Origin of the sequence: Nostoc piscinale CENA21 (assembly GCF_001298445.1) — a bacterium.
In the GTDB taxonomy this organism is placed as follows: domain Bacteria; phylum Cyanobacteriota; class Cyanobacteriia; order Cyanobacteriales; family Nostocaceae; genus Nostoc_B; species Nostoc_B piscinale_A.
This window is the reverse complement of the sequence record NZ_CP012036.1, coordinates 6,688,900-6,713,289: the sequence shown is the minus strand read 5'-3', so window position 1 is coordinate 6,713,289 and position 24,390 is coordinate 6,688,900. Positions and strand designations below refer to the sequence as shown.

Annotated in this window: 23 protein-coding genes and 4 pseudogenes; 14 read left to right on the top strand and 13 right to left on the bottom strand. The window is 41.1% G+C overall.

What is annotated here, in order from left to right:
• Positions 1–138: 138 nt before the first annotated feature.
• The 10 genes and pseudogenes from ACX27_RS28970 (at position 139) to ACX27_RS28930 (ending at position 7,464) form a co-directional block, all read left to right on the top strand.
• Positions 139–684, top strand: coding sequence for a redoxin domain-containing protein (locus tag ACX27_RS28970; protein WP_083468868.1), 546 nt, complete (start codon positions 139–141; stop codon positions 682–684).
• Positions 685–759: 75 nt separating this feature from the next.
• Entirely contained in the window at positions 760–915 is a 156-nt protein-coding gene (locus tag ACX27_RS32650; RefSeq protein WP_158507434.1) for a hypothetical protein, read from the top strand.
• Between the two features lie 236 nt (positions 916–1,151).
• Complete coding sequence (locus tag ACX27_RS28965) at positions 1,152–1,637, top strand: ATP synthase subunit I (RefSeq protein ID WP_200929883.1); 486 nt, start codon at positions 1,152–1,154, stop codon at positions 1,635–1,637.
• A gap of 62 nt (positions 1,638–1,699) precedes the next feature.
• Positions 1,700–2,463: pseudogene (atpB, locus tag ACX27_RS28960) on the top strand (F0F1 ATP synthase subunit A).
• 150 nt (positions 2,464–2,613) lie between these two features.
• Positions 2,614–2,859 (top strand): ATP synthase F0 subunit C, encoded by a 246-nt coding sequence (gene atpE, locus ACX27_RS28955; protein ID WP_008233924.1) that lies wholly within the window; start codon positions 2,614–2,616, stop codon positions 2,857–2,859.
• Positions 2,860–3,038: 179 nt separating this feature from the next.
• Positions 3,039–3,470, top strand: a complete 432-nt coding sequence (locus ACX27_RS28950) for a F0F1 ATP synthase subunit B' (protein ID WP_062297597.1) — start codon at positions 3,039–3,041, stop codon at positions 3,468–3,470.
• A gap of 135 nt (positions 3,471–3,605) precedes the next feature.
• Complete coding sequence (locus ACX27_RS28945) at positions 3,606–4,175, top strand: F0F1 ATP synthase subunit B (RefSeq protein WP_062297596.1); 570 nt, start codon at positions 3,606–3,608, stop codon at positions 4,173–4,175.
• Positions 4,175–4,729: an ATP synthase F1 subunit delta gene (gene atpH / locus ACX27_RS28940; protein WP_062297594.1), complete on the top strand. Its 555-nt coding sequence runs from the start codon at positions 4,175–4,177 to the stop codon at positions 4,727–4,729. Before ACX27_RS28945 ends, atpH begins: the two co-directional genes overlap by 1 nt.
• A 184-nt stretch (positions 4,730–4,913) precedes the next feature.
• Positions 4,914–6,446 (top strand): F0F1 ATP synthase subunit alpha, encoded by a 1,533-nt coding sequence (gene atpA / locus ACX27_RS28935; RefSeq protein WP_062297592.1) that lies wholly within the window; start codon positions 4,914–4,916, stop codon positions 6,444–6,446.
• A 70-nt stretch (positions 6,447–6,516) separates the two neighbouring features.
• Positions 6,517–7,464 carry a F0F1 ATP synthase subunit gamma gene (locus tag ACX27_RS28930; protein ID WP_062297590.1) on the top strand — a complete coding sequence of 316 codons (948 nt, stop codon included), beginning with the start codon at positions 6,517–6,519 and terminating at the stop codon, positions 7,462–7,464.
• 248 nt (positions 7,465–7,712) lie between these two features.
• Here the strand turns inward: ACX27_RS28930 and ACX27_RS32645 are convergent, their stop codons facing one another.
• The 7 genes and pseudogenes from ACX27_RS32645 to ACX27_RS28895 form a co-directional block, all read right to left on the bottom strand.
• Positions 7,713–7,886, bottom strand: coding sequence for a hypothetical protein (locus tag ACX27_RS32645; protein ID WP_158507433.1), 174 nt, complete (start codon positions 7,884–7,886; stop codon positions 7,713–7,715).
• 338 nt (positions 7,887–8,224) lie between these two features.
• Complete coding sequence (locus tag ACX27_RS28925; RefSeq protein ID WP_062297589.1) at positions 8,225–8,554, bottom strand: helix-turn-helix domain-containing protein; 330 nt, start codon at positions 8,552–8,554, stop codon at positions 8,225–8,227.
• Positions 8,538–8,948, bottom strand: a complete 411-nt coding sequence (locus ACX27_RS28920; protein ID WP_062297587.1) for a type II toxin-antitoxin system RelE/ParE family toxin — start codon at positions 8,946–8,948, stop codon at positions 8,538–8,540. The genes ACX27_RS28925 and ACX27_RS28920 overlap by 17 nt, the downstream gene beginning before the upstream one ends.
• Before the next feature lie 265 nt (positions 8,949–9,213).
• The gene (locus ACX27_RS28915) at positions 9,214–9,660 is read right to left on the bottom strand and encodes an SRPBCC family protein (protein WP_062297585.1); all 447 of its coding nucleotides are present in this window, start codon (positions 9,658–9,660) and stop codon (positions 9,214–9,216) included.
• Positions 9,661–9,684: 24 nt separating this feature from the next.
• Positions 9,685–11,125: pseudogene (zds, locus tag ACX27_RS28910) on the bottom strand (9,9'-di-cis-zeta-carotene desaturase).
• Positions 11,126–11,459: 334 nt separating this feature from the next.
• Positions 11,460–11,633, bottom strand: coding sequence for a ribbon-helix-helix domain-containing protein (locus tag ACX27_RS28905; RefSeq protein ID WP_062297584.1), 174 nt, complete (start codon positions 11,631–11,633; stop codon positions 11,460–11,462).
• A 1,708-nt stretch (positions 11,634–13,341) separates the two neighbouring features.
• A complete protein-coding gene (locus ACX27_RS28895) occupies positions 13,342–14,976 on the bottom strand; it encodes a DUF6930 domain-containing protein (protein ID WP_062297580.1) in 1,635 nt (544 codons plus the stop codon).
• A 318-nt stretch (positions 14,977–15,294) separates the two neighbouring features.
• On the opposite strand from ACX27_RS28895, the gene ACX27_RS28890 reads away from it, so the two are divergent.
• From ACX27_RS28890 to ACX27_RS28880, 3 genes are all read left to right on the top strand, one after another.
• The gene (locus ACX27_RS28890; protein ID WP_062297578.1) at positions 15,295–15,651 is read left to right on the top strand and encodes an iron-sulfur cluster assembly accessory protein; all 357 of its coding nucleotides are present in this window, start codon (positions 15,295–15,297) and stop codon (positions 15,649–15,651) included.
• Between the two features lie 73 nt (positions 15,652–15,724).
• Positions 15,725–16,147 carry a hypothetical protein gene (locus ACX27_RS28885; protein ID WP_062297577.1) on the top strand — a complete coding sequence of 141 codons (423 nt, stop codon included), beginning with the start codon at positions 15,725–15,727 and terminating at the stop codon, positions 16,145–16,147.
• 152 nt (positions 16,148–16,299) lie between these two features.
• Positions 16,300–16,542: a hypothetical protein gene (locus ACX27_RS28880; protein ID WP_062297575.1), complete on the top strand. Its 243-nt coding sequence runs from the start codon at positions 16,300–16,302 to the stop codon at positions 16,540–16,542.
• Positions 16,543–16,696: 154 nt separating this feature from the next.
• Here ACX27_RS28880 and thyD read toward each other — a convergent pair whose 3' ends face one another.
• A complete protein-coding gene (thyD, locus tag ACX27_RS28875) occupies positions 16,697–17,617 on the bottom strand; it encodes a thylakoid membrane protein ThyD (RefSeq protein WP_062297573.1) in 921 nt (306 codons plus the stop codon).
• Positions 17,618–17,898: 281 nt separating this feature from the next.
• Here thyD and ACX27_RS28870 point away from each other — a divergent pair, with 281 nt between their 5' ends.
• A complete protein-coding gene (locus ACX27_RS28870) occupies positions 17,899–18,246 on the top strand; it encodes a hypothetical protein (RefSeq protein ID WP_062298634.1) in 348 nt (115 codons plus the stop codon).
• 179 nt (positions 18,247–18,425) lie between these two features.
• Here the strand turns inward: ACX27_RS28870 and ACX27_RS28865 are convergent.
• The 5 genes and pseudogenes from ACX27_RS28865 to ACX27_RS28845 form a co-directional block, all read right to left on the bottom strand.
• Positions 18,426–18,937, bottom strand: a pseudogene (locus tag ACX27_RS28865) (FHA domain-containing protein).
• Between the two features lie 286 nt (positions 18,938–19,223).
• Positions 19,224–21,629 (bottom strand): heavy metal translocating P-type ATPase, encoded by a 2,406-nt coding sequence (locus ACX27_RS28860; protein ID WP_062297572.1) that lies wholly within the window; start codon positions 21,627–21,629, stop codon positions 19,224–19,226.
• Between the two features lie 484 nt (positions 21,630–22,113).
• On the bottom strand, positions 22,114–22,593 hold the full coding sequence (locus tag ACX27_RS28855) for a DUF2752 domain-containing protein (RefSeq protein WP_235526419.1): 480 nt from the start codon (positions 22,591–22,593) through the stop codon (positions 22,114–22,116).
• 50 nt (positions 22,594–22,643) lie between these two features.
• Positions 22,644–22,910, bottom strand: a complete 267-nt coding sequence (locus ACX27_RS28850) for a TM2 domain-containing protein (RefSeq protein ID WP_062297570.1) — start codon at positions 22,908–22,910, stop codon at positions 22,644–22,646.
• Positions 22,911–23,211: 301 nt separating this feature from the next.
• Positions 23,212–23,487 (bottom strand): annotated as a pseudogene (locus ACX27_RS28845) (TM2 domain-containing protein).
• Positions 23,488–24,390: the final 903 nt, after the last annotated feature.

Genomic DNA, 24,390 nt, shown 5'->3' with positions numbered 1-24,390 from the left:
ACAAAGAAATTAAAAAAAGCTGATTTAATTTTTTATTTGCATTTTTACGCTCTTATATGATGTAAATTAATACCCGAATTCAGCACAGTATAAAACCAACAAGCGCGAGATGTAACTATTTGAATTGGAAGCAAAATTATGATTACCCAATCTGAGAAAACAACCTCACCCAAACTGTTGATGGGAAATCTGGCTCCTGTTTTGGAAGTCAAAACCTTAAATGGAACCATCTGGAAACTAGCCGACCAAACACCGAATAACTACACAATGATTGTGTTCTATCGAGGGTTACATTGCCCTATTTGCGAACAGTATATTACTGATTTAGAGCAGAAACTGGATGCTTTTCAAAAACTAGGTGTAGAAGCGATCGCTATCAGTGGTGATTCTCTCGAAAAAACACAACAATTTCAACAACAAGCTAATATCCAAAATACCACTATTGGCTATGACTTCACTCCCGATGATATGCGTCGTTGGGGACTGTATCTTACCAAAGGTCATTTTGAAAGTGAACCAGCTTTATTCAGCGAACCTGCTGTATTTTTAATCAAGCCTGATGGTCGTCTATACTTTGCCAACATTGGTACTCATCCCTTCTCCCGCGTAGATTTTGCTTTCCTGCTCAAAGGACTAGAGTACATCATTCCCAGAAACTACCCCTTCCGCGGAACCGAGTGGTAATTGCGCTCTACCCCCTGGCCAATTAATCGCAAGCAATTTTGGCCGATCTAATGTAAATTAAGAATGTACACAGCAATGCCCTCTTCAGTGGGTAGTACAAACTCAACAGGCTGGAGTTTAGCAAAATTTAGCTTTGGTGTGATGTCTAACGACAAGACGTTCTGCGTCTACGCTCCTCAAGCATCAAGTAAATTTTCTAAACCCGGCTTTCCCGAAATATTACGTAGGTGATTACACAACGCTTCTGGAGGTCACTTAGATTATTTGACGAAAAAGCAATCTAACATCAATTAGGAATTTTGCAGGTGATATTCACGTTACATCTACAAAATTTACCTGCTTCCTGAGTCTTCTCGCTTTGTGCCTATCCAAAGTTCAATTTGTGTTGCGTTTGGGTAAAAAACAAGAAGTTAATTGTTTTTTTCTAAAGTATTGTTACCGGATCGTGATATGATTCAGCTGACTGAATGTGCAGTCATAATAAGTTAGCTGTACTGGTTTCAAGTCCCGTGAGCTTGTCAGAAGAACCAATTGCGCCCCCTCCGACAACACAACAAGATGCTCCATCTGGTTTTGAGGACACAGAACCAGTCAACACTTCTATGCAGGAGTTCTATCAACTCTATCAGAAGTTGTTGGTAATCACACTTGTTTTGACGGGGATTATATTTATCTCTGTGTGGATTTTTTATTCACTAAACATTGCCCTGAATTATTTAATTGGGGCGTGTACAGGTGTGGTTTACTTAAAGATGCTGGCTAATGACGTTGAGCGATTAGGTGCTGAAAAAAATCGTTTGAGCAAAAATCGTTTTGCTCTGTTTATTGGGTTGATTATACTAGCAACTCAATGGAACGATCTACACTTAATGCCCATTTTTTTGGGATTTCTCACTTATAAAGCCACGCTCCTCGTCTATACGGTGCAAACTGCGTTCCTTCCTGATTCTTAACAAAATCAGGCTCACTAAAGACAATACACCCATCCTCGCTCGTTGGGGAAAATGCTTGAAGAATGCAAATGCTTAGTGTTTTAAACGCCTTTAATTCTTTTCCCCTAGCCGAATTAGAAGTAGGTCATCATTTCTACTGGCAATTAGGCAACCTCAAAATTCATGGGCAGGTTTTTCTCACCTCGTGGTTCGTCATTGGCGTTCTAGTATTAGCTTCATTAGCTGCGACTCGGAACATACAAAAAGTTCCCAGGGGTATTCAAAACTTAATGGAATACGCTCTGGAATTTATTCGTGATCTAGCAAAAAACCAACTTGGTGAGAAAGAGTACCGCCCTTGGGTACCATTTATTGGTACATTGTTCTTGTTTATCTTCGTATCGACTGGTCAGGTGCTTTAATTCCCTGGAAGCTAATCAAGCTGCCATCTGGTGAATTAGCAGCTCCTACCAATGACATCAATACGACGGTAGCATTGGCACTGCTGACTTCTCTTGCTTACTTTTATGCAGGTTTCAGCAAACGTGGTTTGGGCTACTTCAAGAAATACATAGAGCCAACACCCGTACTGTTGCCGATCGCCATTCTCGAAGATTTCACTAAGCCCCTCTCCCTAAGCTTCCGTCTTTTCGGTAACATCTTGGCGGATGAACTAGTTGTGGCGGTATTAGTGCTGCTCGTGCCTTTATTTGTACCTCTGCCTGTAATGGCCTTGGGTTTATTTACCAGTGCCATTCAAGCCCTAGTGTTTGCTACCCTAGCAGGGGCATACATTCATGAGGCAATGGAAGGACACGGCGGCGAAGAGCATGAGGAGCATCATTAAAGCCCTCAGTTGTTAGCACAGTTCCGACGAGCATCAAAGCTCAAAACGTCGCAAACTGCGATTTGCGAGAACTCGGTGCAGCGTGAAAAAACACGTCTTTACTAGTTAATTTACTTTTGTAGTTCTGTACTTAAAGCAAGGAAAATCAAAATGGATCCATTAGTTTCTGCTGCTTCAGTTCTGGCTGCTGCTCTAGCAATTGGTTTGGCTGCTATCGGCCCTGGTATTGGACAAGGTAACGCTGCTGGTCAGGCAGTAGAAGGTATTGCTCGTCAACCAGAAGCAGAAGGTAAAATTCGCGGTACTCTGCTGTTAACTTTGGCGTTCATGGAATCCTTGACCATCTACGGTCTAGTAATCGCGCTAGTACTATTGTTTGCTAACCCATTTTCCTAGAACCTAAAAGTTTTGTGAGTGTAGAGACGTAATAATTCACGTCTCTACAAACCAAATATTTTGGGTATTAATTTGGTTCTGATGTAGGCTGACCCTTGTGGCTATGGGTCTCTAAAATACGAAAGGTTGGATAACGTTGCTAGCCATGAAAACTGCTACTCCAGCCAAAGAGGAGAGAAATGTTTGATTTCGATGCTACTTTGCCCTTTATGGCATTGCAGTTCCTGCTGTTGGCAGCCTTGTTGAATGTAATTTTCTATAAGCCACTGACCAAGGTACTGGACGATCGCGATAATTACATCCGAACGAATACCCTAGAAGCCAAGGAACGTCTAGCTAAAGCTGAACGCCTAACTCAAGAATATGAGCAGCAACTAGCAGAAGCTCGCAGACAATCGCAAGCAACACTAGAAGCAGCTCAGGCTGAAGCTAAGAAAATTACTGCCCAGAAAATTGCTGAGGCGCAACAGGAAGCTCAAGCTCAACGAGAAAAAGCTGCTATAGAAATAGAGCAACAAAAGCAGGAAGCTATGCGTTCCTTAGAACAACAAGTTGATGCTCTCAGCAGGCAGATTCTAGAAAAACTACTAGGGCCTAGTCTAGCTAGATAAGCTAAAAATGACTGGTCTGGCAAAACCTACGCGCAACTGGGCATTTGTCCCAGAGCGCCTAATTTAAGTGTCAAAACAGACACTTTTTTCCTACGGGAAGACAAACTTATTAGCAAGCGAGCAGCGCACCTGTAAATGGCTATCATGGGCATTTTCTTCTTACTTGCCACAGAAGCTCAAGCTGTTCACTCTGAATTGGCAGAAGGCGCAGCAGAAGGTGGTTTCGGTCTAAACCTAGACATTTTAGAAACCAATCTCATAAACCTAGTGATTCTGATTGGCATACTATTCTACTTTGGACGCAAAGTTTTAAGCAATATCCTGAACGAGCGCAGCTCCAATATCGCAACTGCCATTCAGGAAGCCGAACAACGCTTAAAAGAAGCACAAGCTTCTCTTTCACAAGCACAAGAACAGTTGACCCAGGCTCAAGCTGAGGCACAGCGCATTCGCCAAGCAGCCACAGAAAGCGCCCAGGCAACCAAGCAAGCTCTGTTAGATAAAGCAGCACAAGACGTAGAACGCTTGAAACAAACAGCAGCAGCAGACTTGAACACCGAAAGAGAGCGGGCGCTAACCGAATTGCGGCAGCGAGTAGCCGCTTTGGCACTACAGCAAGTTGAATCACAGCTGCGCTCTGGTGTGAGTGACGATGTTCAACAGGCACTAATTGACCGTAGCATCGCTCAGGTGGGAGGACGGTAATGAAAAGTAATGTAGAAACAGCCGAAATCGCCCAGCCTTATGCACAGGCACTGATGTCAGTAGCACAGTCTCAAAATCTGACAGAAGAGTTCGGTAACGATGCGCGTGCCTTACTAGACTTGTTGCAAAATTCTCAACAACTGCGGAACTTTATTGATAACCCCTTCATTGTGCCTGACACCAAAAAAGCGGTAATCAGCCAAGTCGTGGGTGCAGGTGGTAATCCTTATTTACGCAACTTTTTGCTACTTTTAGTAGACAAACGACGCATCTTCTTCTTAGACCAGATTTTAAAACAGTACTTGGCATTGCTACGGCAGCTGAATCAAACTGTGTTAGCAGAAGTTACTTCTGCTGTTGCTCTCTCATCAGAGCAAGAGGAAGCCATTAAACAGAAAGTCATTGCTATCACCAATGCGCGTCAAGTAGAACTTGAAACTAGAGTAGACAGCGAACTGATTGGTGGTGTGATCATCAAAGTCGGCTCACAGGTAATCGACGCTAGTTTACGTGGTCAACTACGTCGCTTGTCTTTGCGTTTGACGAACGGCTAGGAAGAAGGCAGGAGGCAGGAGGCAGAAGGCAGGAGTAAGAGAATTACTCAGCAATCAGCAACGCCACTTGCTTCAACGGAGGAAACCTCCGCAACACAGTGGCTCCTCAGCACTCACCACTTCCAACTCAACATTTCGATATTGATTACTATTTCTTCCGTGTTGCAAAAGAAAAACATACACCATGAGCATATCAATTAGACCTGACGAAATTAGCAGCATTATTCAACAGCAGATCGAGCAATACGACCAAGAAGTCAAAGTTGCTAACGTTGGTACCGTTCTACAAGTAGGTGACGGTATTGCCCGGATTTATGGTCTGGAAAAGGCTATGGCTGGGGAACTTTTGGAATTTGAAGATGGCACCGTTGGTATCGCCCAAAACTTGGAAGAAGATAATGTGGGTGCGGTACTTATGGGTACAGGTAATAATATCCAAGAAGGTAGTTCTGTTAGAGCAACTGGCAGAATCGCCCAAATCGGTGTCGGTGAAGCCTTAATTGGACGTGTTGTTGATGCTTTAGGTCGTCCCATCGACGGCAAAGGCGACATCAAATCCAGCGAAAGCCGCTTGATTGAATCACCTGCACCCGGTATCATTGCTCGTCGTTCTGTACACGAACCTATGCAAACCGGGATTACCGCGATTGACTCGATGATTCCCATTGGTCGGGGTCAGCGCGAGTTGATTATCGGCGACCGTCAAACAGGTAAAACTGCGATCGCAATTGACACCATCATTAACCAAAAAGGTGAAGATGTAGTTTGCGTTTACGTCGCTGTTGGTCAAAAAGCTTCCACCGTTGCTAACGTAGTTCAAACCTTACAAGAAAAAGGCGCACTCGACTACACCGTAGTAGTTGCAGCTAACGCCAGTGACCCTGCTACCTTACAATTTTTGGCTCCTTACACCGGTGCTACCATTGCTGAGTACTTCATGTACAAAGGCAAAGCTACCTTGGTAATTTACGACGACTTGTCCAAGCAAGCACAAGCTTATCGCCAAATGTCCTTGCTGCTCCGTCGTCCACCCGGACGGGAAGCTTACCCCGGAGACGTATTCTACATTCACTCTCGCTTGTTGGAACGTGCAGCTAAACTCAGCGATGAGTTGGGTGCTGGTAGCATGACCGCGCTACCTATCATCGAAACCCAAGCAGGTGACGTATCCGCCTACATTCCTACAAACGTAATTTCCATCACCGACGGTCAGATATTCTTGTCTTCTGACTTGTTCAACGCTGGTGTGCGTCCGGCGGTAAACCCCGGTATCTCCGTATCTCGTGTAGGTTCTGCGGCGCAAACCAAAGCGATGAAAAAAGTTGCTGGTAAGATTAAACTCGAACTAGCACAGTTTGACGACCTCCAAGCTTTCGCGCAATTTGCTTCTGACTTAGATAAAGCTACCCAAGACCAATTGGCAAGGGGTCAACGCTTACGGGAACTGTTGAAACAGCCCCAAAACGAGCCTTTGTCTGTAGCTGAACAAGTGGCAATTCTTTACGCAGGTATTAACGGTTACTTAGATGATATCCCTGTAGATAAAGTAACCACCTTCACCAAAGGCTTCCGTGAATACCTGAAAACAGGTAAGTCTCCTTATTACGGAGCAGTACAAAGCAAGAAAGTACTCGCAGATGATGAAGAAGCCGCATTGAAGGCTGCTTTAGACGATTACAAAAAAGACCTTCAAAGCATCAGTGTAATTAGTCATTAGTCATTGGTCATTGGTAAATCTCTAATGACTGATGACAAAGGACAAATGACTAAGGACAAAGGACAAAAATATGCCTAATCTTAAAGCAATACGCGATCGCATTCAGTCGGTCAAAAACACCAAAAAAATCACTGAAGCCATGCGGCTAGTAGCAGCAGCGCGGGTACGTCGGGCGCAAGAACAAGTGCTGGCTACTCGCCCCTTCGCTGACAGACTAGCGCAAGTGCTATATGGTTTGCAAACCCGTCTGCGGTTTGAAGACGCAAACTTACCTCTGCTGAGAAAACGCGAAGTTAAATCAGTAGGTTTGTTAGTAATCTCTGGCGATAGAGGTTTGTGTGGTGGTTATAACACCAACGTCATCCGTCGTGCAGAGAACCGTACCAAGGAACTCAAAGCAGAAGGTATCGACTACACATTTGTATTGGTTGGTCGTAAAGCTACCCAATACTTCCAACGTCGCAACCAACCTATCGATGCTACCTACAGTGGCTTAGAACAAATCCCCACCGCCGAAGAAGCAAATAGAATTGCTGACGAGTTGCTGTCTTTATTCCTTTCGGAAAAAGTAGACCGCATCGAATTAATCTACACTCGTTTCGTTTCCTTGGTTAGTTCTCGTCCTGTAGTTCAAACCTTGCTACCTCTTGATACCCAAGGTTTAGAAGCAGCAGACGACGAAATTTTCCGGTTGACAACTCGTGGTGGTCAATTTGAAGTTGAACGGCAGAAAGTCACTTCTCAAGTTCAACCTTTAGCCAGCGACATGATTTTTGAGCAAGACCCAGTGCAAATTCTGGATGCCTTGCTACCCCTGTACCTGGGCAACCAATTACTACGGGCATTACAAGAATCTGCTGCCAGTGAACTAGCAGCACGGATGACAGCTATGAGTAACGCCAGTGATAACGCTGGTGAACTAATTAAAAGCCTCTCCCTGTCTTACAACAAAGCCCGACAAGCCGCAATTACTCAAGAACTCCTAGAGGTTGTTGGTGGTGCAGAAGCACTGAGTTAGGGACAAGTCAATTGTTAACTAAAGCTAATAGCTAATTGCTGGTGAGTTTAAAACTAGCAGTTAGCTATTTGTGTTTAGCTATTTTTATAATCCAGGACGTATGTATAATGAACAACTCTACAAAAGAGAATATTTTATTATCCATATTTTAATCCTCCTAAAGTCCTAAAGCTTTTTGCATTTGTATACTAACTTCTCGATCATCTCTGTTGTCATCCCATTTTTCCTGAGACTGTTTCTGATATTGATCATAAATTTTTTTGTATTTCTTCTATTGTTCTATCAGAACGTAAAACAGCAGCATACATATACTCTTCATAACCCACAGAGGGATTAAGATGAGAGCTACATCCCGAATTTCTCAAAAGCTCAATGGCTTTTGCCTTTTCTGTTTCACTCAAACCGGAATGATGATCCATCATACCTGCTACAAAAAGATACAGCAAAATAAAGATATCAGTTTTATGCTGGAATATTTACTTGTTTAAAAAAAACTACAAGTTCTGAGTAAAATGTTAGGCTTGCTGGAGTGAGTGCAAAACCCAACATCTATAAAGATGTTGGCTTAAGAAAGGAAACTCGACCTACTTCTCTCAATATACAAGGTTGGGTGAAGCGATCGCACTAATGCAGAAAAGGGCGATCACCTGGATACACAAAACTCCTAATTTTCTCTGCGCCTTTGCGTCTCTGTGTGAGAAAATTCATCCCGTACTCATTCAATATTTTACGTAAAATCAGCGATCGCACCACACAACAGTTAAAAGCAAACTACAGTAGTAGAAGCAGAAGGACGATTTTCGGGTTTAGGTTTGACTCTAATTTCTACATCATTACCCAAAATATTCAAAAATTTTATTAATCTTTCAACTGAAAAATCTTTTAGTTTACCTCTAGTTAAAGCAGAAACTTTTGGTTGATCTATACCTAAAATTTCCGCAGCTTGAACCTGAGTTAGTTTTTGACTAGTAATAATTTCACTAATTTTCATCGCCAGTTCTGCTTTAACTAAACGTTCTTCAGAATTAGACAAACCTAAATCAGCAAACACATTACCACTACCACTAATAACTTTATTTTGGTTGTCCATCTTTATTACCATCGCTCCTTTGAGTCTCTTGTAAATAATCCTCTTTAGCTACTTTTAATCTCTTTTCTATTAATTCAATATCTTGTTTTGGTGTAGCAATACCATGTTTTGATTTCTTTTGAAAAGCGTGTAATAAATACACAACACCTTCAAACTTAACAGTGTATATTGCTCTATAAGTATCCCCATCAAAATTATCTACAATTTCTAAAACACCTGCACCTGAAAACCCGCGTAAAGGTTTTGCATCTGGGTGCTTTTTACCTCGTTGTGCCAACTCAAGAGCATATCCCATTACGTCCTGTACGTCTTCGGGGAACTCTTTTAAATCATCAAGTGCGCTGGCTATGGATTTAAACTTTTTTAGCTGTGGTTTTTCTTGTTCTGTATCCATGCACTATAAATTATGCTGAAATTAGCATATTGTGTCAATAAGTAATTTTGGCATAATTTTTCGTGCGTCTAACCCAAGCCACACAAGAGTTAAAAAACTCTTGATTCTCTCTGCGTCTTTGCGTCTCTGCGTGAGAAAATATTTTACATAAAATCGGCGATCGCCAGCTTACACAGGATCATAGTAGATTGGGTGCGATCGCCTTAGAATATTTTTCTCGCCTCATAGTAGAAAGCAGGATATTCATGGCTATTCCTGCTTTCTACTATGAGTTTGCTTTAGCATTTAAAGCATATTCTTTAAATCTTTCTAAATCAGCTTGAATTGTTGATTCTACAACCCGGCCTAAAAACAAGTTATCCATGATTTTGCCAATAATGCCAGGGATAGCATAGGACACAGTTAGCTTGACAATGCTACTAGTATGGCGATCGTAAAACCGAATCGCTCCCTGATTTGGCAAACCATCAATTGATTTCCACTGGATAATTTGGTTGGGAATAATTTTGAGAATCTGCGATTTCCAGGTAAATTCCAAACCGCCAGTGTTGAGTTTCCAAATAGATATCTCTGGATCATCGGGTGGTATTTTGACCGAATCAATCCATTTCATCCATCGGGGCATTTGTTCTAAATCAGACCACAGACTCCACACTAAATCAATGGGAGCCTCTACTTCTACTTGTACGCTATGCTCTAGCCAATCTGACATTCTTTGTTGTTCCTCTGGGGTGCGCTACTGCTTAATGGTCTCTAAAATCGCTTTTGCTGCCCTTCTTCCAGAAATTGTTGCTCCTTCCATACTATCGATATAATCTTGCTGGGTATAGCTACCTGCGAGGAAGAAATTAGGAATAGGAGTTTTTTGGTTGGGGCGGTATAAATCCATCCCTGGGGCTTCTCGATAAAGAGATTGGGCAAGTTTCACGACACCATACCAAGTCATATTAAGTTCCCGTGATGAGGGGAAGAGTTCATGTACTTGCTTGAGGACGTGTTGGGCGATCGCTTCGTTACTTTCCTTAATAAATGGATCTCCTGGTGTGAGTACCAGTTGCAGTAACGAACCTTGTCCTGGGCGATAGTAATCACTGGGACTAGTCAATGCCAAGTCAGCAAAACAAGAAAAGTCTGCGTCAGCAGTATATAGTAAGTTATCTATGCCTACGGCATGGTTGAGTTGTTTGCGTTTTTCAGAATCTTGCAGTTCTGTCACCCAACCATCAAAACGCAATTGGACTGTAGCGACAGGTACTGCATCTAATTTATAAATATTGTCAAATTCTGACCATTTTCGCCAATCTGGAGGCAGTATTCGCTGAATGCCTGGAATATCACAGGCGCAGACATAGGCATCTGCGGTGATGGTTTCTGTAGTATCACCTTGAGCTACTACTATGCCAGTAACGCGTGTTTGTCCATCTACTTCAGCAAATTGAATTTCTCGCACTTGCCGACGAGTGTAAACTTGTGTGCCTCTGGCTGCCAAATATTCCAAAATTGGTTTGTGCAAGTACCCTTCCGGGGAACCTTCCAGCATCCGTAATACAGAAGCTTCACTTCTGACTGCGAAAAACTGAAAGATGGTTAACATACAACGGGCAGAAATATTTTCACAGTCAATAAATCCCAACGCATAAGCGATGGGATTCCACATCCGTTTAATGCTACCTTCACTACCACCATGACGACGAAACCAATCGGCAAAGCTAATTTTATCTAGGTTGCGGATGGTTTTCATCGCCCCGTCGAAGTCTATTAAGCCTCTAACAATGGGACTGGTACCAAGGGCGATCGCATTTTGTAACTTATCTTGTAAAGATAGTTGGGAAGTCGTGAAAAATGCTTTCAAACCATTAAAAGGCGCACCTGTGAAAAAACGAAAATCCAATGCACCGATGCGTCCGCCTTTATTAATAAAAGTATGGGTGTGTTCTTTCAGGCGTAAATGTGACAACGCACCCACTTTTTCCATTAACTCAAACAATTGATAGTAGCAGCCAAAAAAAGACGTGCAAACCCATTTCTACATGGTTGCCATCGCCATCTACCCAGCTGCCAACTTTACCACCAACAAATGGACGGGACTCAAAAATCTGGACTTCACAGCCAGCATCGGCTAAATCTACAGCGGTTGCTAGTCCAGCCAATCCCGCACCTACGATTGCAACACGCATTCCATTCTACCTCTTCAGTTTCTTTACAAATTGTAACTGGGTTGGTGTCGGAATTTGCTACTAGCATCAAGCCTATTTGCGAGGTTTCACACTCGCTGAGTTAGAAATTAGTTGTCAGAGATTGATCAGGAGTCCACCAGTATGTAGATGCACGATGGGGTTTAACCCAGTAGTAATAAAAGCTATTTTATTACTTGATTTAATTCCTGATTGCTAAATTTACTTCCTGCAAAACGATTGTGTGGGGTTACACAAACTGAAGTAAAGGTGGACTGAAAAAGCATAATAGGTATTTCTAGCCAAAGCAATGACAATCTAAGATGCTTTTTCTTATCTATTTTGCTTCCTTATTGTCATCAGATATTGGTAATCCTCGAATCAGTTCTCGAATTACATCTGTTGCAGGTCTACCTGTCTGCTGACAATATTTTTCTAGCTTCTCTGCTTCCTGTGTTGCTAGATTCACAGTGATACGTTTAACGGCCCATTTTTTATTAGTCATTATCATGCTATCTGCTGTATGTTAACACCATCAAAACAACAAAAGACTCCAGATAAGGAGGTATAAGATTATCAGAGTTTGTGTCAAGAAACAAGCAATGCTACAGACACAAAAATCATCATTTTGTCAAATTATTCATCATTTTTGTGGAAGATAATCAGAACGGGATCACTATTGTGGCAGGAAAAGTCCTTGGTGTACATTCATGAGTTGTAACAATTGCACTAACGATGTTTTCAAGAAAACCTGACATGAGATTTCATCAATTAATTTGAGATACCTAAGCTTCACTCAATCGAGATTACCAATATTTTTATTCAGAAAAAGTATTTTAATTTTTTCTGCTTCATCAGTTCAGATTACACTGTTGGAGAGACAGTTTTGTAAATAACTTCAGACCCTAATACATCTACTAGTTATCAGGTGTGTATATTTGACTGGTAATTACCCAATAGTACGCACATAAAAGGGTTTACTCCCATATTCAACAGTTTTTCCTGAATTTAGCAATGATTTTTTGGTACTCATTGGGTGTAGATATCAAAAAGTTATGATTGATGATTTAATCAATGATTGGCTGACTCCTTTATCTCAATTGGGTAAATGTGAGATTTGATGAATTACTATTTTTAGTAGTAATACAGTGATGTTTGAGTTGATTACGAATTCCGTACAAAACTTTTCGTAAACTTTCCAATATGGTTTTGCTTCGCACACATCACTATTCTCGTTTCATGATTTTATCAATTATGATAAACATCTAATTAATGAAACGAATTTCAATCAATATGTTGTACAAACTTAGGCATAAATCTCAATTCGCTTGGCAAAAAGCATTGAGGCTTTTTTAGCTTTCCTCCTTGTAAGTTCCAGTTAAAAATTATTTAGTCAGCACTCACTTCATAAGGGAATAGTTGCTTGATTTTTAGTGCTAAGGCTATTATAACCATGATTTTTCGGCTTTAAATAATCTTCATTTAGTCCTTGATTAGCAGCTTTATCGAGCTTTATAAAAAAAATATAAAGGAAAAAATAGATGAAATAAAGTTTTCAGTAATTACTGAGAAAAATAACCTTGATGATTATCAAGAAGCATCAGAATTTCAAAATTTTAGGATAAAGTTCCCAAGATTATTTAACTTCCTCATTCAGCTGTTCAAAAAAATATCATTGGGATAGATATCATAATTTAGTGAAAAAATTACCGAAAAATTCCAGCATATCTATGCTTCATGAACTTTGCATAAAGTAATTTAGCCAAGCCCCAAATATTAGTGGGCAGAATCATCTAAAAACCCAAACACATTTGCTTTATACTTGTCTTCACTAGCCAGCTAAACAAATCCTGAAATTTTGGGATTTTGGAGGAAGAGAACTGAATATCTTGTCCGGTAAGAGACTGATCATAAAGATCGCAGGAGGCGGGGCGAGGAAGCGTTTTGTTTTTCTGCACAGATGTGCTGATACCAGACATGAGATGAAAAGAGGGAACAGATAATGGGGAACAGCAGTAGTAACAATCGGCTGATCTGAACTGTATTGCTATACCAGAAGGCAGGAGGCAGAAAGAAAAGTCTTACTATTCCTGGCATTCAAGCTTTCAAATTGTCATCACATCTCTGACTACCGCTATATATATCGAATGCAGGTTAATTCAGCATGGAAAAATACCAAACAACTGGGGTTTGGGAAAATGCTGAATATGGTGATGGAATTAAAGTTGTGGCATTAGTTGTAAAGTGCCAAGACCCAAATCTTTAGGTGAAAGCGATCGCGCTTCAAACAAAGCCACCATATCACGCAGTTGAGGATTACCGCGAGCTGCGCCGGTTAATCCTTTGGCAATGATTAAACCGCAGTAACCTTTGGTATTCTTACACCTCTGATTCCATTTCTTGCGAGCTTCAACATGGATGGGATCGTCATCTAAAAATTCGCCAAATAAAAATAATTCACCATTTTGAGTTTGCAGCAAACCCAAATCGTAGCGATCGCCATCAAACGGATCAGCGCCAGGATTAAAACAAATTGCTTTGAGTCCACCAGCAGCTTCAATACTTTCAATTACTGTCTTGGCTTTGGGGCGGGAAGTTTGAATCAAAATTACAGGTAATCCGTCACCTACCTGTTTAATTTCGCCTGCTGGATGATAAGTTACACCTTTGCGGAGATATTCCAACATTTCCCAAGACACCACACCCAAGCTGAGAAAAGAATCTTCGGGAATTAAATCATCGCGTAAAGAACGAAAAATGGGGGAATCTGATGTTTCTATTTCCGATTCATCTGCACCAAAGCCAGCCATTTCCTCTAACTCAGCAGCCAATTGTGGCATAGAAGCAACAGTCACCGAGACTGATTTGGTTGCGCTTTCTGCTTCTGGGAGAGAAATTCGATAGCGATGGCTGAGTTCCGGGAAAATGTCATCACATAACTGGCGACGATGGTCACGAATAAAACGACATAAACTTTCTAAAGCAACATACACTAGTAGCGCCTCTTCGTCATATAAAACTGAGCGCAGTCCTTCTAAGGGGTGAATGTTGCCAAAAGTCGGGGCTATTTCTGATAAATCCATCTCTGCTAAATCGTCCATTTGATCCTCATCTTCGTCATCAGCATCGAGACTTTCAAAAGTGAGAAATAGACAATCTTGCTTGAGAAAAGCTTCTTCTAATCGCCCTTGGGAATCTTCATGTTGTAAAACTGCGGCTCGAAAACGTTGCAGGGATTCTTCCGAGCGATAAAACAAAATCCCGTACTCCATCCCCAACATCCCCATGACTGAGGCGTAAAGTTTACCCACATCCCATTTATTAATCTCAATTGAGATAATTTGCTGTTCTTCCAAAAACTCCCAAGGTGCTGCTTGCCAAAGGGCAAATGCTTTTTCTTGCAAAGCTTGGGCATACTGTGGCGGTAAATCTGGAATTTGGCTATCAACAATTTCTGCAAAGCCGCGAAATAATTCATCAATTAAGGGTAAATCTGGGGCGTAGTCAATCACAATATCTAAATCTTGCAGCACCCCACGCAGGTAAAATTGAATTTCTCGGTCTTTGACCACAATTTTCTGGGGTCTGGCAGGTTTAGCCGGACTGTGGGGATGCTCCATTGCCCGCATTAGGGTGCGAACAATTGCTTCTGGGCCTGTTTCGGGAGGTACTACATCCATGCCACGAACAACACCTTGTGAGCCATCAACCCAAAGAATACAATCACCATTGGCCGATGAGTCTGAATGCGGGATTGGTGACGATGACAATGGACGGCGATCGCCCTCCCATACAGAAGGAATTTGAGGTAATTTATTTAACCGACGATTGGTAGAGCGATTAAAACTTGTCATAGAGTCAGTTCATCAAAGGAAGCAATTTGCATATCAACTGTTGGGGATGGCTAGCCAGGGAAGAAATTTTCCGGGCTGCACCTGAAGAGGAATGGCGACTCAGGTTGCCACAAGGCTGAAATTCTGAAAATACCGAATGTTTAAATACACCGAGTCTCTCAATTCTAGAATAAAAAGCTTTGGCTGCTTTTGACGGAGTGTTTACAATTGGCAATTTCTGGCCTCAATGTCGCTAGAATATATACACAAATTACCCATCAACCCAGCAGCAATTACAAGTTTCTATAAGGTTACTAGTTATTAAGGAGTTAACAAAATATGACACAAGCAACGCAGCCTCAACAACGTGGCATTCTATTAAGCGAAGCAGCTTTGCGCCAAGTAAAACTCCTGCAAGCACAACAAGGTCAAGATTTATGCCTGCGGGTAGGAGTGCGCCAAGGTGGATGCTCCGGGATGTCTTATATGATGGACTTTGAAGACAAGAGCAAGATCACCCCCCAGGATGAAGTTTTTGACTATGACGGCTTTCAAATTGTTTGCGATCGCAAAAGCTTGCTGTACCTTTATGGCTTGATGCTTGACTATAGCAATGCGATGATTGGTGGCGGTTTTCAGTTCACTAACCCCAACGCTAGTCAAACCTGTGGTTGTGGGAAGTCATTTGGTGTGTAGTAAGATTGTCATTTGTCATTTGTTCTTTATATTGACTAATGACTATTGACCAATGACTATTGACTCTTAACTAATGACTAACACTGTTGAATCCTTGTTTGATACGGGTTTGGAACGTTATAAAGCAGGCGAATCAGTGGATTCGTTGATCCCTGTGTTTAAGGAGGTATGCGATCGCGCTCCAAAAACTGCCGCCGCTTGGATTTGTCTAGCATGGTTATATATGTTAGACAATAAGTCCAACTTAGCTTATAAAGCTGCACAAAAAGCCGTCAAGTTAAGTCCACAAGACCCACAAGCTAGAGTTAATTTGGCTGTAGCAATGCTAGAAACTGGTCAAAAAGGTTTACGCCAACACATTGATGCTGTACAACAGTTATTCTTGGTGAACCCAGAATGGCGTGATGAAATTAAAGATAGTATTGAAGACGGTCTGAGTCGAAAACCAGACTGGGACAGTCTCAGAAAAGTTAAGCAGTGGTTGTTTGAAGAGTAGGGGTGAGAGGTGAGAGGATAGAGGTGAAAGGGTAGGGGCTAGAGGTGAGAGTAACATCCCTGATGATTGTCACTTTGTCATAGCTAATTTATATTGCTTAATTCTTATATTCCTAGCCCCTAGCCTCCAGTCTCTAGTCTCAAATTGTCGATATGAAAGATAAACTACTAAATTGGCTGAACTTGATTTTGGTAGCCGACGTTTTCTTGGTTTTATTTGGCTTTGGTTGGTTTGCGATCGCAGTTTTTGGTGATGCTGCGGGGATAAATTTAGGTCTTGATTTATGGCACAAGCTTTGGCAACCATTATTTAACCCAGCTATTGGCATCCTTATGGGGGGTGCCATTCTGAGTGGAATTATCAGTTGGGTGTCGCGGAAATTTCTCACTGATTAGTCATAGCAGAAGGCAGGAGGCAAAAGGCAGGAGGCAGGAGGTAAAATTATTACTCTTGCTGGCATTTACGCTTTTTCAATGTCCTCAGCTATACTTCCACTGCTATATCCGTTAATAGTCAATAGTCTAATTTTTTACTATTGACTATTGACTTTTATTGTAAAATTTGCTTCAAAGCTGGTTGTAAATTGGGATATTGATAGGTAAAACCTGATTCTAAAGTGCGCTTTGGCAGAACTTGTTGACCTTCTAAAACAACAATTGCCCCGTCTCCCAGTAAAGCTTCAATGGCAAAAGCCGGAACAGGCAACCAAGAAGGACGATTTAAGACTGTTCCTACAGTTTGAGCCAGATCATTCATCCGGACAGGGTTTGGAGCCGTTGCATTGTACACTCCTTCCATATCTGACTTGTTTAAAGCTTGCAAAATTAAGTTAACAACATCGTCAATATGAATCCACGAAAACCATTGGCGACCACTGCCAATTGGCCCCCCAGCAAAAAGCTGAAAAGGTGGAATCATTTTGGCTAAAGCCCCACCTTTACCAAGAACAATTCCAAAACGCAGAATTACCAATCGCACATCCATATCTTTAACTTTTGTGGCTTCTGCTTCCCAAGCTTGGCAAACTTGAGCCAGAAAATCATTACCAGATACACTGGCTTCATCAAAAGTAGCAGTTTCACTTGTACCGTAGTAGCCAATAGCTGAAGTGTTAACTAATACTCTAGGTTTAAGGTTAGCTTTAGCTATGGCTTCAACTATTTTCTGAGTCCCTAGCTGACGACTATTGAGGATTTCTTGCTTACGTTCTGCTGTCCAGCGTCCCTCACCAATAGGTTCACCTGCAAGATTAACTACAGCATCGCAACCGCTAATGGCATCTTGCCAACCACCTGATGTTGTTGGGGTATAAGTAATAATTTCTACACTGGAAAAATTGGCGGCTGGAAATACCTTTTGAGCAAAGCCAGCATTACGTGTTAATACCAATACTTGATGACCTTCGGTTTGCAGTCGTTCTACTAAACGACTCCCGACTAATCCTGTTGCTCCCGTAATCGCTACTTTCATTCTGTACCTCCCCAAAGCCTTATACAATTTTGGATTTTAGATTGAAAATTGCTGTCTCAATCTCTGTTCTGTCAATCTATTTCCCGCAATTCTTTGGCAAATAGGTCTTATTTTAAAGTTTTTTATCAAATTTTCAAGTTGTGTTTCTCTGGTATGTTAGCGGAAACCACTGAATTTAAGCCAATTTGCCAGTACCTTTATGTAATCAATCTGTAATGAATTACCGTTTGGCGGCTTTGGTATTATACGATGGACGGAGTGTTGCAATGCTTGGGGCTATTATGGCTCGCTATACCTGTTCATTTACAATTGGTCTTTCGATTGACCGTCTTCAGCCATTACTGCTAGAACTTCTCCAAGGCTGCGATTTGGAAATTCAGTATTACAAGTCAGATTACATTCTGGCTCGTGAAATTCCTGGTAATGTTTCATTTTCTAAATCGGTCAAAGTTGAAGTATTCATTGACAGATCAAGCGCCACTGAAACAGAATCCCGGATGAGTGTCATTGTTAAAAATGAAGAATTGCCAATTCATCTTGAGAATCACTGCCGCAAAATGTTTGAATTTGTCAAACAAGAAATTGAACACAGTCGCCATTGGCATCTAATTGAAAGCCTCGCTGGTTAATTACAGCAGATTTCAAGTGAGTGAAATACATCATTTAGTTGTTAAAGCTAAATAGATAGCCTATTCTCATTCTAAATTCTGCTGTAAATGGAATGCTGATAGGCTAACTTTAGGCAAAGCTAACTCTAACAAATTGAGTTAGTGTAAAATAAACAAGCTATCCGAGAATTAGCTGATTTTTACTCTTGTATATCTTCTGGATCGTCAGTCATACCAGGATTAATCAAAGTGATATCATACTCACTGGAATCGGTTTGTCCTGAACGTTGAGTATTTCTTAAGAGATAATAGATGGCACGTACTTGAGGGCCAAAAAACGATTTCGTCTTCATTTTTTTAAATCGTGGGCTGGGATTTTGCGCCCATTAATCATCAATCCATTGGCACTGGGTTTACCTTTAGCATCACCATCTACAATTCGATAGTAATAACTGTGAGTGTTTTGTCCTCTTGGCAATCTGACTAAGGTAGCATGGCGGCGAGAGACAAATTGAGAGAATAAACGGATGTTGCAATCACGGTCTCGACCAATAGAGTAAACGGAATTTTCTAGAGCAAATTCCTTACGACCTTGATCATCTTCAAGAATCAGTAGATGGCTTTCATGAGTTTCTGGTGCCATTGATATATCGTGATCATTATCAACAGAATTTTGATTAATCAATGTTGGTCTATTATTGTTTCCTACCATTCTTGCTTACTACAGTCTGTGGTGATAACTCTGACAAACTTGAAAGCTATTCTGACTGAGAAGAGTAGAACATTGACGTTCTACTCTGTGAGATGTGTTACATCTAACTATCGATTTAGTTTAACCTGAGTTGGGAAAAACTGGCATTTAGTTTGCATTCTCAGAAAGTGCTAAGTGCTGAGTCACCGAAGTTTGCAAGGGCGGGGAGACTCCCCGAACTTGGCTCAACGCGGGGAACCCGCACACGCAACGTCTCGCTGAATGCTGAGTAAAAATACTAAGCTAATCACCTGTGAGCTAGTCTCCGCAAGAATATGGAGTTAACCACAACACTAACTGAACTAAAGGCCATGAGTGCGGCGGCGTTTGATGGGCTGAGAACGAAGCCCATACTAGGTAATAAAACACCAGCCGCTAAAGGAATACCCAAGGTATTGTATGCAAAAGCCCAAAATAAATTTTGGCGGATTTTGTTGAATGTGGCACGACTAAGGCTAATGGATTCTACAACGTCACTTAAGCGATCGCGCATCAAGATAATTTCCGCAGTTTCCATAGCCACGTCTGTACCTGAGTGTAAGGCAATGCCGACATCTGCTTGAGATAAGGCGGGCGCATCATTAATGCCGTCCCCAACCATTGCCACAATTGAGTGCTGAGTTCCAGTTTGTAGAGATTTAATCAGTTCAGCTTTTTTACTGGGGGGAACTCCAGCGATGATATCAGCATGATCTAATCCTAGTTGTTTACCGATCGCATTGGCAGCTTCTTGGCGATCGCCACTGAGTAGCATTACCCTTAAACCCTTGTGCTGCAATTTTTCGACTGTGGTTTTGGCATCAGGGCGCAAGGTATCTTGAATGGCGATGAGTCCTGCTAAATTGCCGGTAACAGCTACACATACAACTGTTTTGCCTGCTTTTGCCAGTCTTTGAATTTCTTGTTGGGCGATTTCATTAACCACAACTCCATGCCAACTTAACCAATCTTGATTGCCTAACAGCACTGTTGCTTCTGCTACTACCGCAGACACTCCTAGCCCTGGTTCGGTATGGAAATCAACGGCGTTGGGAATAGATAATTGCAGGCGTTTTACTTCTTGTTGAATTGCTTTGGCCAGAGGGTGATATGTACCACTTTCCACTGCGGCGGCTATTTGGATGAGAGATTGACTACCAGATAATGTTTTTTCTAGTCTCTCCAATACAATGCAATCTGTGACAGTGGGATTACCAGTGGTGAGTGTGCCTGTTTTATCAAAAACGACAGTATTTAGTTGGTGAACTTTTTCTAAAACGTCACCACCTTTGATTAATAAACCGCGTTCTGCACCGATGCCAGTGCCGACGAGAATGGCTGTGGGTGTAGCTAGACCTAAAGCACAGGGACAAGCGACTACCATAACAGCGATCGCTAGTTTTAAGCTGGTTAAGAGTGCTGAGTGCTGAGTGCTGAATGCTGAGTTTGTATTGTGGGTGGTGTGACTCATCATTTTCATACCACTGGAAATGATGGCATCAGGCCAGATGTGGGTACCAAAAAAGTACCAAAAGACAAAAGTTAATACAGAAGCTGTCAACACGCCGTAGGTGAAGTATCCAGCGACTTTATCGGCTAATTTTTGTACAGGTGCTTTGCGGGTTTGGGCTGCTTCCACTAGGGCGACAATTTGCGCCAAGGTGGTATCGTTGCCTGTACGAGTTGCTTGAATTGCGATCGCACCTGATTGGTTTATCGTGCCGCCAGTAACTAGATCACCTGCTTGTTTACTTACAGGTACAGCTTCGCCCGTTAACATCGACTCATCTATGGTTGTCTGCCCAAAGCGCACTTCACCATCGACGGGAATTTTATCTCCAGGTAAGACCTGTAACCATTCACCCACCCGCACTTGTTCGGCGGGGATTTCGATACTATTAGTCGCAATTCTCAATTTTTCTGGGTCTGGGTTGGGAATTAGGCGTGCTACTTGTGGTTGGAGTGCGAGTAATTGTCGAAAGGCGTTAGCAGCCCTACCTCTGGCTTGTCTTTCTAAGGTTCTACCCAGGAGGATAAAGCCTAACATCATCACTGGTTCATCAAAGAAGCACTCCCAACCCATTTGGGGGAACAACAACGCCACCAAACTTGCAGTGTAAGCGGTGATTGTTCCTAAACCGATTAAGGTGTTCATGTTGGGAGAATTGCGCCGCCAACCTAGCCAACCATCAACAATAATAGGACGGCCGGGAAATAACAGTGCTACTGTTGCGAGTCCACAATGAAACCAAATGTTGTCTAATATCGGCCAAGTCATCCCAATGAAACTGCTCAGATGCCCAATTCCCGACAACACCAGTAATATAGCAGCGATCGCTAATTGTCGGAACGCTGCACGCATTTCTTGGTGCTGTCTGTTGGCAGAATCTTCTAAAGCGTCTTGGTGACTAGATTTGCGGAGTTGAGTTGGGAATCCAGCGGTAGTTAATCGCTTTGCCAGTGCGTCCGCATCTACCATCCCAACTTCTGACTCTACGACTGCGACTTCTGTCGCCAAATTGACGCAGGCAGTTTTGACCCCCGGATGTTGGGTTAGCTGACGTTCTACAGCACTTACGCACCCAGCACACTTCATTCCTCCCACATCCAGAATAATTGTCTCGGAAGTGGGGGCTAGTTCTGGGTCAAGGTTCGTTTTCGGCACAAGTTGCATGGCAAGTTTTTGGATTCGCTACGAACATTCAACGCCTGACTACAAGCGTCTCTATTTCGAGCGTAGGCGAAATTTGGAACTATGACTGAATATCAATAACATTAATTTTTTTGTTGAACACCTTACCTACGCCTCAGTTACGCTTCCAGCGTAGATAAGTAACATAAACAAGCGCCGCCAACTGTACTGGCAGTAAGAAAATCACACTCTTTAAATAAGAATTAATCTCTAAATTAGACATGGTACTAAAATATCCACAGCCTAATAGCAATAAGCAAAACCAAATGAGATGTTTACGTTTGAGCATTGGCATAGCAGTAAAACTCAGACTGTTTTTTCCTGTCCTAATTTGATATATGAACAAAAGAGATAAGGTAGACAAAGGAGAGCCACTGCGTTGGGCGGCTCTGCCGACTCCCTTAGTGGCGTGACAAGGAAAAAAGATGTTCGTAAATCATTAAGGCTTACTAGAGCCATTCTAGACTTACTGAAACAGCAATTTACCTAAAGGAGATTTACTAAAAGCAATATACAATTCTCCTGTTTGTGAAATGTGATACAGCCGGAAGGTATGATAAATTAACACTGTTAGGAAGAATAGTATTTGTACCTTTTTTAGTCTTAATAGTTGACAATGTAAAGTTGTAATTTGCTGCCTAGTTAACAATTCTAAAGTAACGTGAACTATGGCAATTAAAAAACTAGCAAATAAAATAGGGCCAAATAAATTCTCGGCAAATGCTTGGTTTAAGTTTCCTCGCCCAATAGCCATAAATGAACGCGTCATACCACAGGTAGGACAGGGAATTCCTGTTAAGTGTCGGATGGGGCATACTAAAAACCCAAGACGATAATTTTGGTTGTAAAAATATGTCCCAAATAGGGGGGTATAAGAGAATCCTAATACACCCCAACGCACTAGCTTACCGTGGCACGATAGAGGAGTAGACGATAATTTCAACACAGATGTCCTCTGAAATCACAACGGCAAATCAAACCTACTAAAGTTAAAACTTAAAACCAGCCTTTTTTGTTGACAATATAAGCCTCAACAAATTCCTCATCGGTTTTGGTTAAGTAAATAACTCCTTCTACTAAACCAATAATGCCCATAATTGCTCCACCAAAACCACAGGTGAGGATGCTAACCAGCAACATAATCAAGCCTTCGGTTGTGTAACCAAGAATAAACTTATGAATTCCTAAAGCTCCTAACAAGATTGCACAAATTCCAGCTGCGAGTTTTTTATTACTGATCTCACTAGGACTGTTATTAGACATTGCTTAGAAATGCTCCTCAAGTATAAATAACACTCCAATTTTATAGTAACTATATTTACTTGGCATCTACATATTTACAACAGATACAATTTGTTATCTATTAAGCCTTCATTTACAATGTGCTGGAAAATTTGAGCATTTTTTTAGAGAAAATCAGAAATAGTATTAAATATAGTTAAGTATTGTATTTAAAATATCAAAATTGATTACAGTATATTTCCTTGATTAAAAATTAAAATTTTCTGATACCCGACTTCTCTAAGAAAGTTGGGTATCTTGTTGTTCTTTTGGGATATCAGCTTTAGAACCAGCCTTGTTTATTGACAAAATAGATATTGGCAAATTCTTCTGAGGATTTGTTTAAATAAATCATGCCTTCAATCAAACCAATCAGCTGCATTACTATCAAGGCGACTCCATAAGTAAAAGTACCTGCAACTATGGAGATAGCAACATAATAAAGCCTTCGGCAGCATATCCTAAAATAAATTTATGAATACCAAATCCGCCAAAAATAATCCCGCAGTAACCAGCCAAAAGTTGCTTATTAGGATGGCTAGTAGTTGAGATTTGCCATAGTATTCTTACTCCTCAAAGATTAGTGGAAAACTAAATTTTTCTTTTGATGAAGAACAATTGAGTTCAGTTCATAATTTGTAATTAAGTTTTTTGAATCTCAATATAGAAATGCAGAAATTACCAAGAAAAACAATGCTTTTTCTTAGTCATACATGAATAGTCAGCTAGGAAAAACTATTTATGAAACTGATTTTTTGTTAGTATACGCCTAACGTCTACCCAAATAAAGATGCCAACAATTTAAAGGGAACGCTACAAAATATAAGTAATAGGAACAAGTATTTTGTACCTGCAAACTAGCAAGCTACTTGACTTACAATAGAATGCAAGTATCAAAAGTCAGAATCAAATTAGTTCTCTACCTAGCTGTGAAGACTAAATTGTGTACTTTATTTAGTTGAAATTTGCTGTATGTATTTAATTGTGATTATGACATCAAAAACAGTGATTTTACAGATTCGTAAGTATGATTTCTCTGGAGGAGGATAAATACTCATAATCAGCAAAAAACGGCGATATCATACCATTTTCTACAAGTCCATTAATGTTATTTCCGGACTTTTTTGAGATGGCTGTAAGGATGAGATTTGAAGTTAGTTGGAAAAGGATAAATTCGATACAGATGACATATATTCCACAACTAGAAAATTATGCCATCTGGGTATTAGTGAATTTAAGTTACACTGAATACCTTACGTAGTTGTTTTGCGTCACTCCTATGGTTAAGGGCTAAGATCCAATATTGCCTGCCAAATATGACACAGTTAGGCAATCAACATCTGAAAAATAGCTTTAACTATCTAGATAGTACTAAATGTTTGTCTAGAAGTTTTGTAATCTATTTGACAGTAATGCTGGAATTTTTTTTGCAGTCAATATTGTTAAATTTCAGCCAAATTTC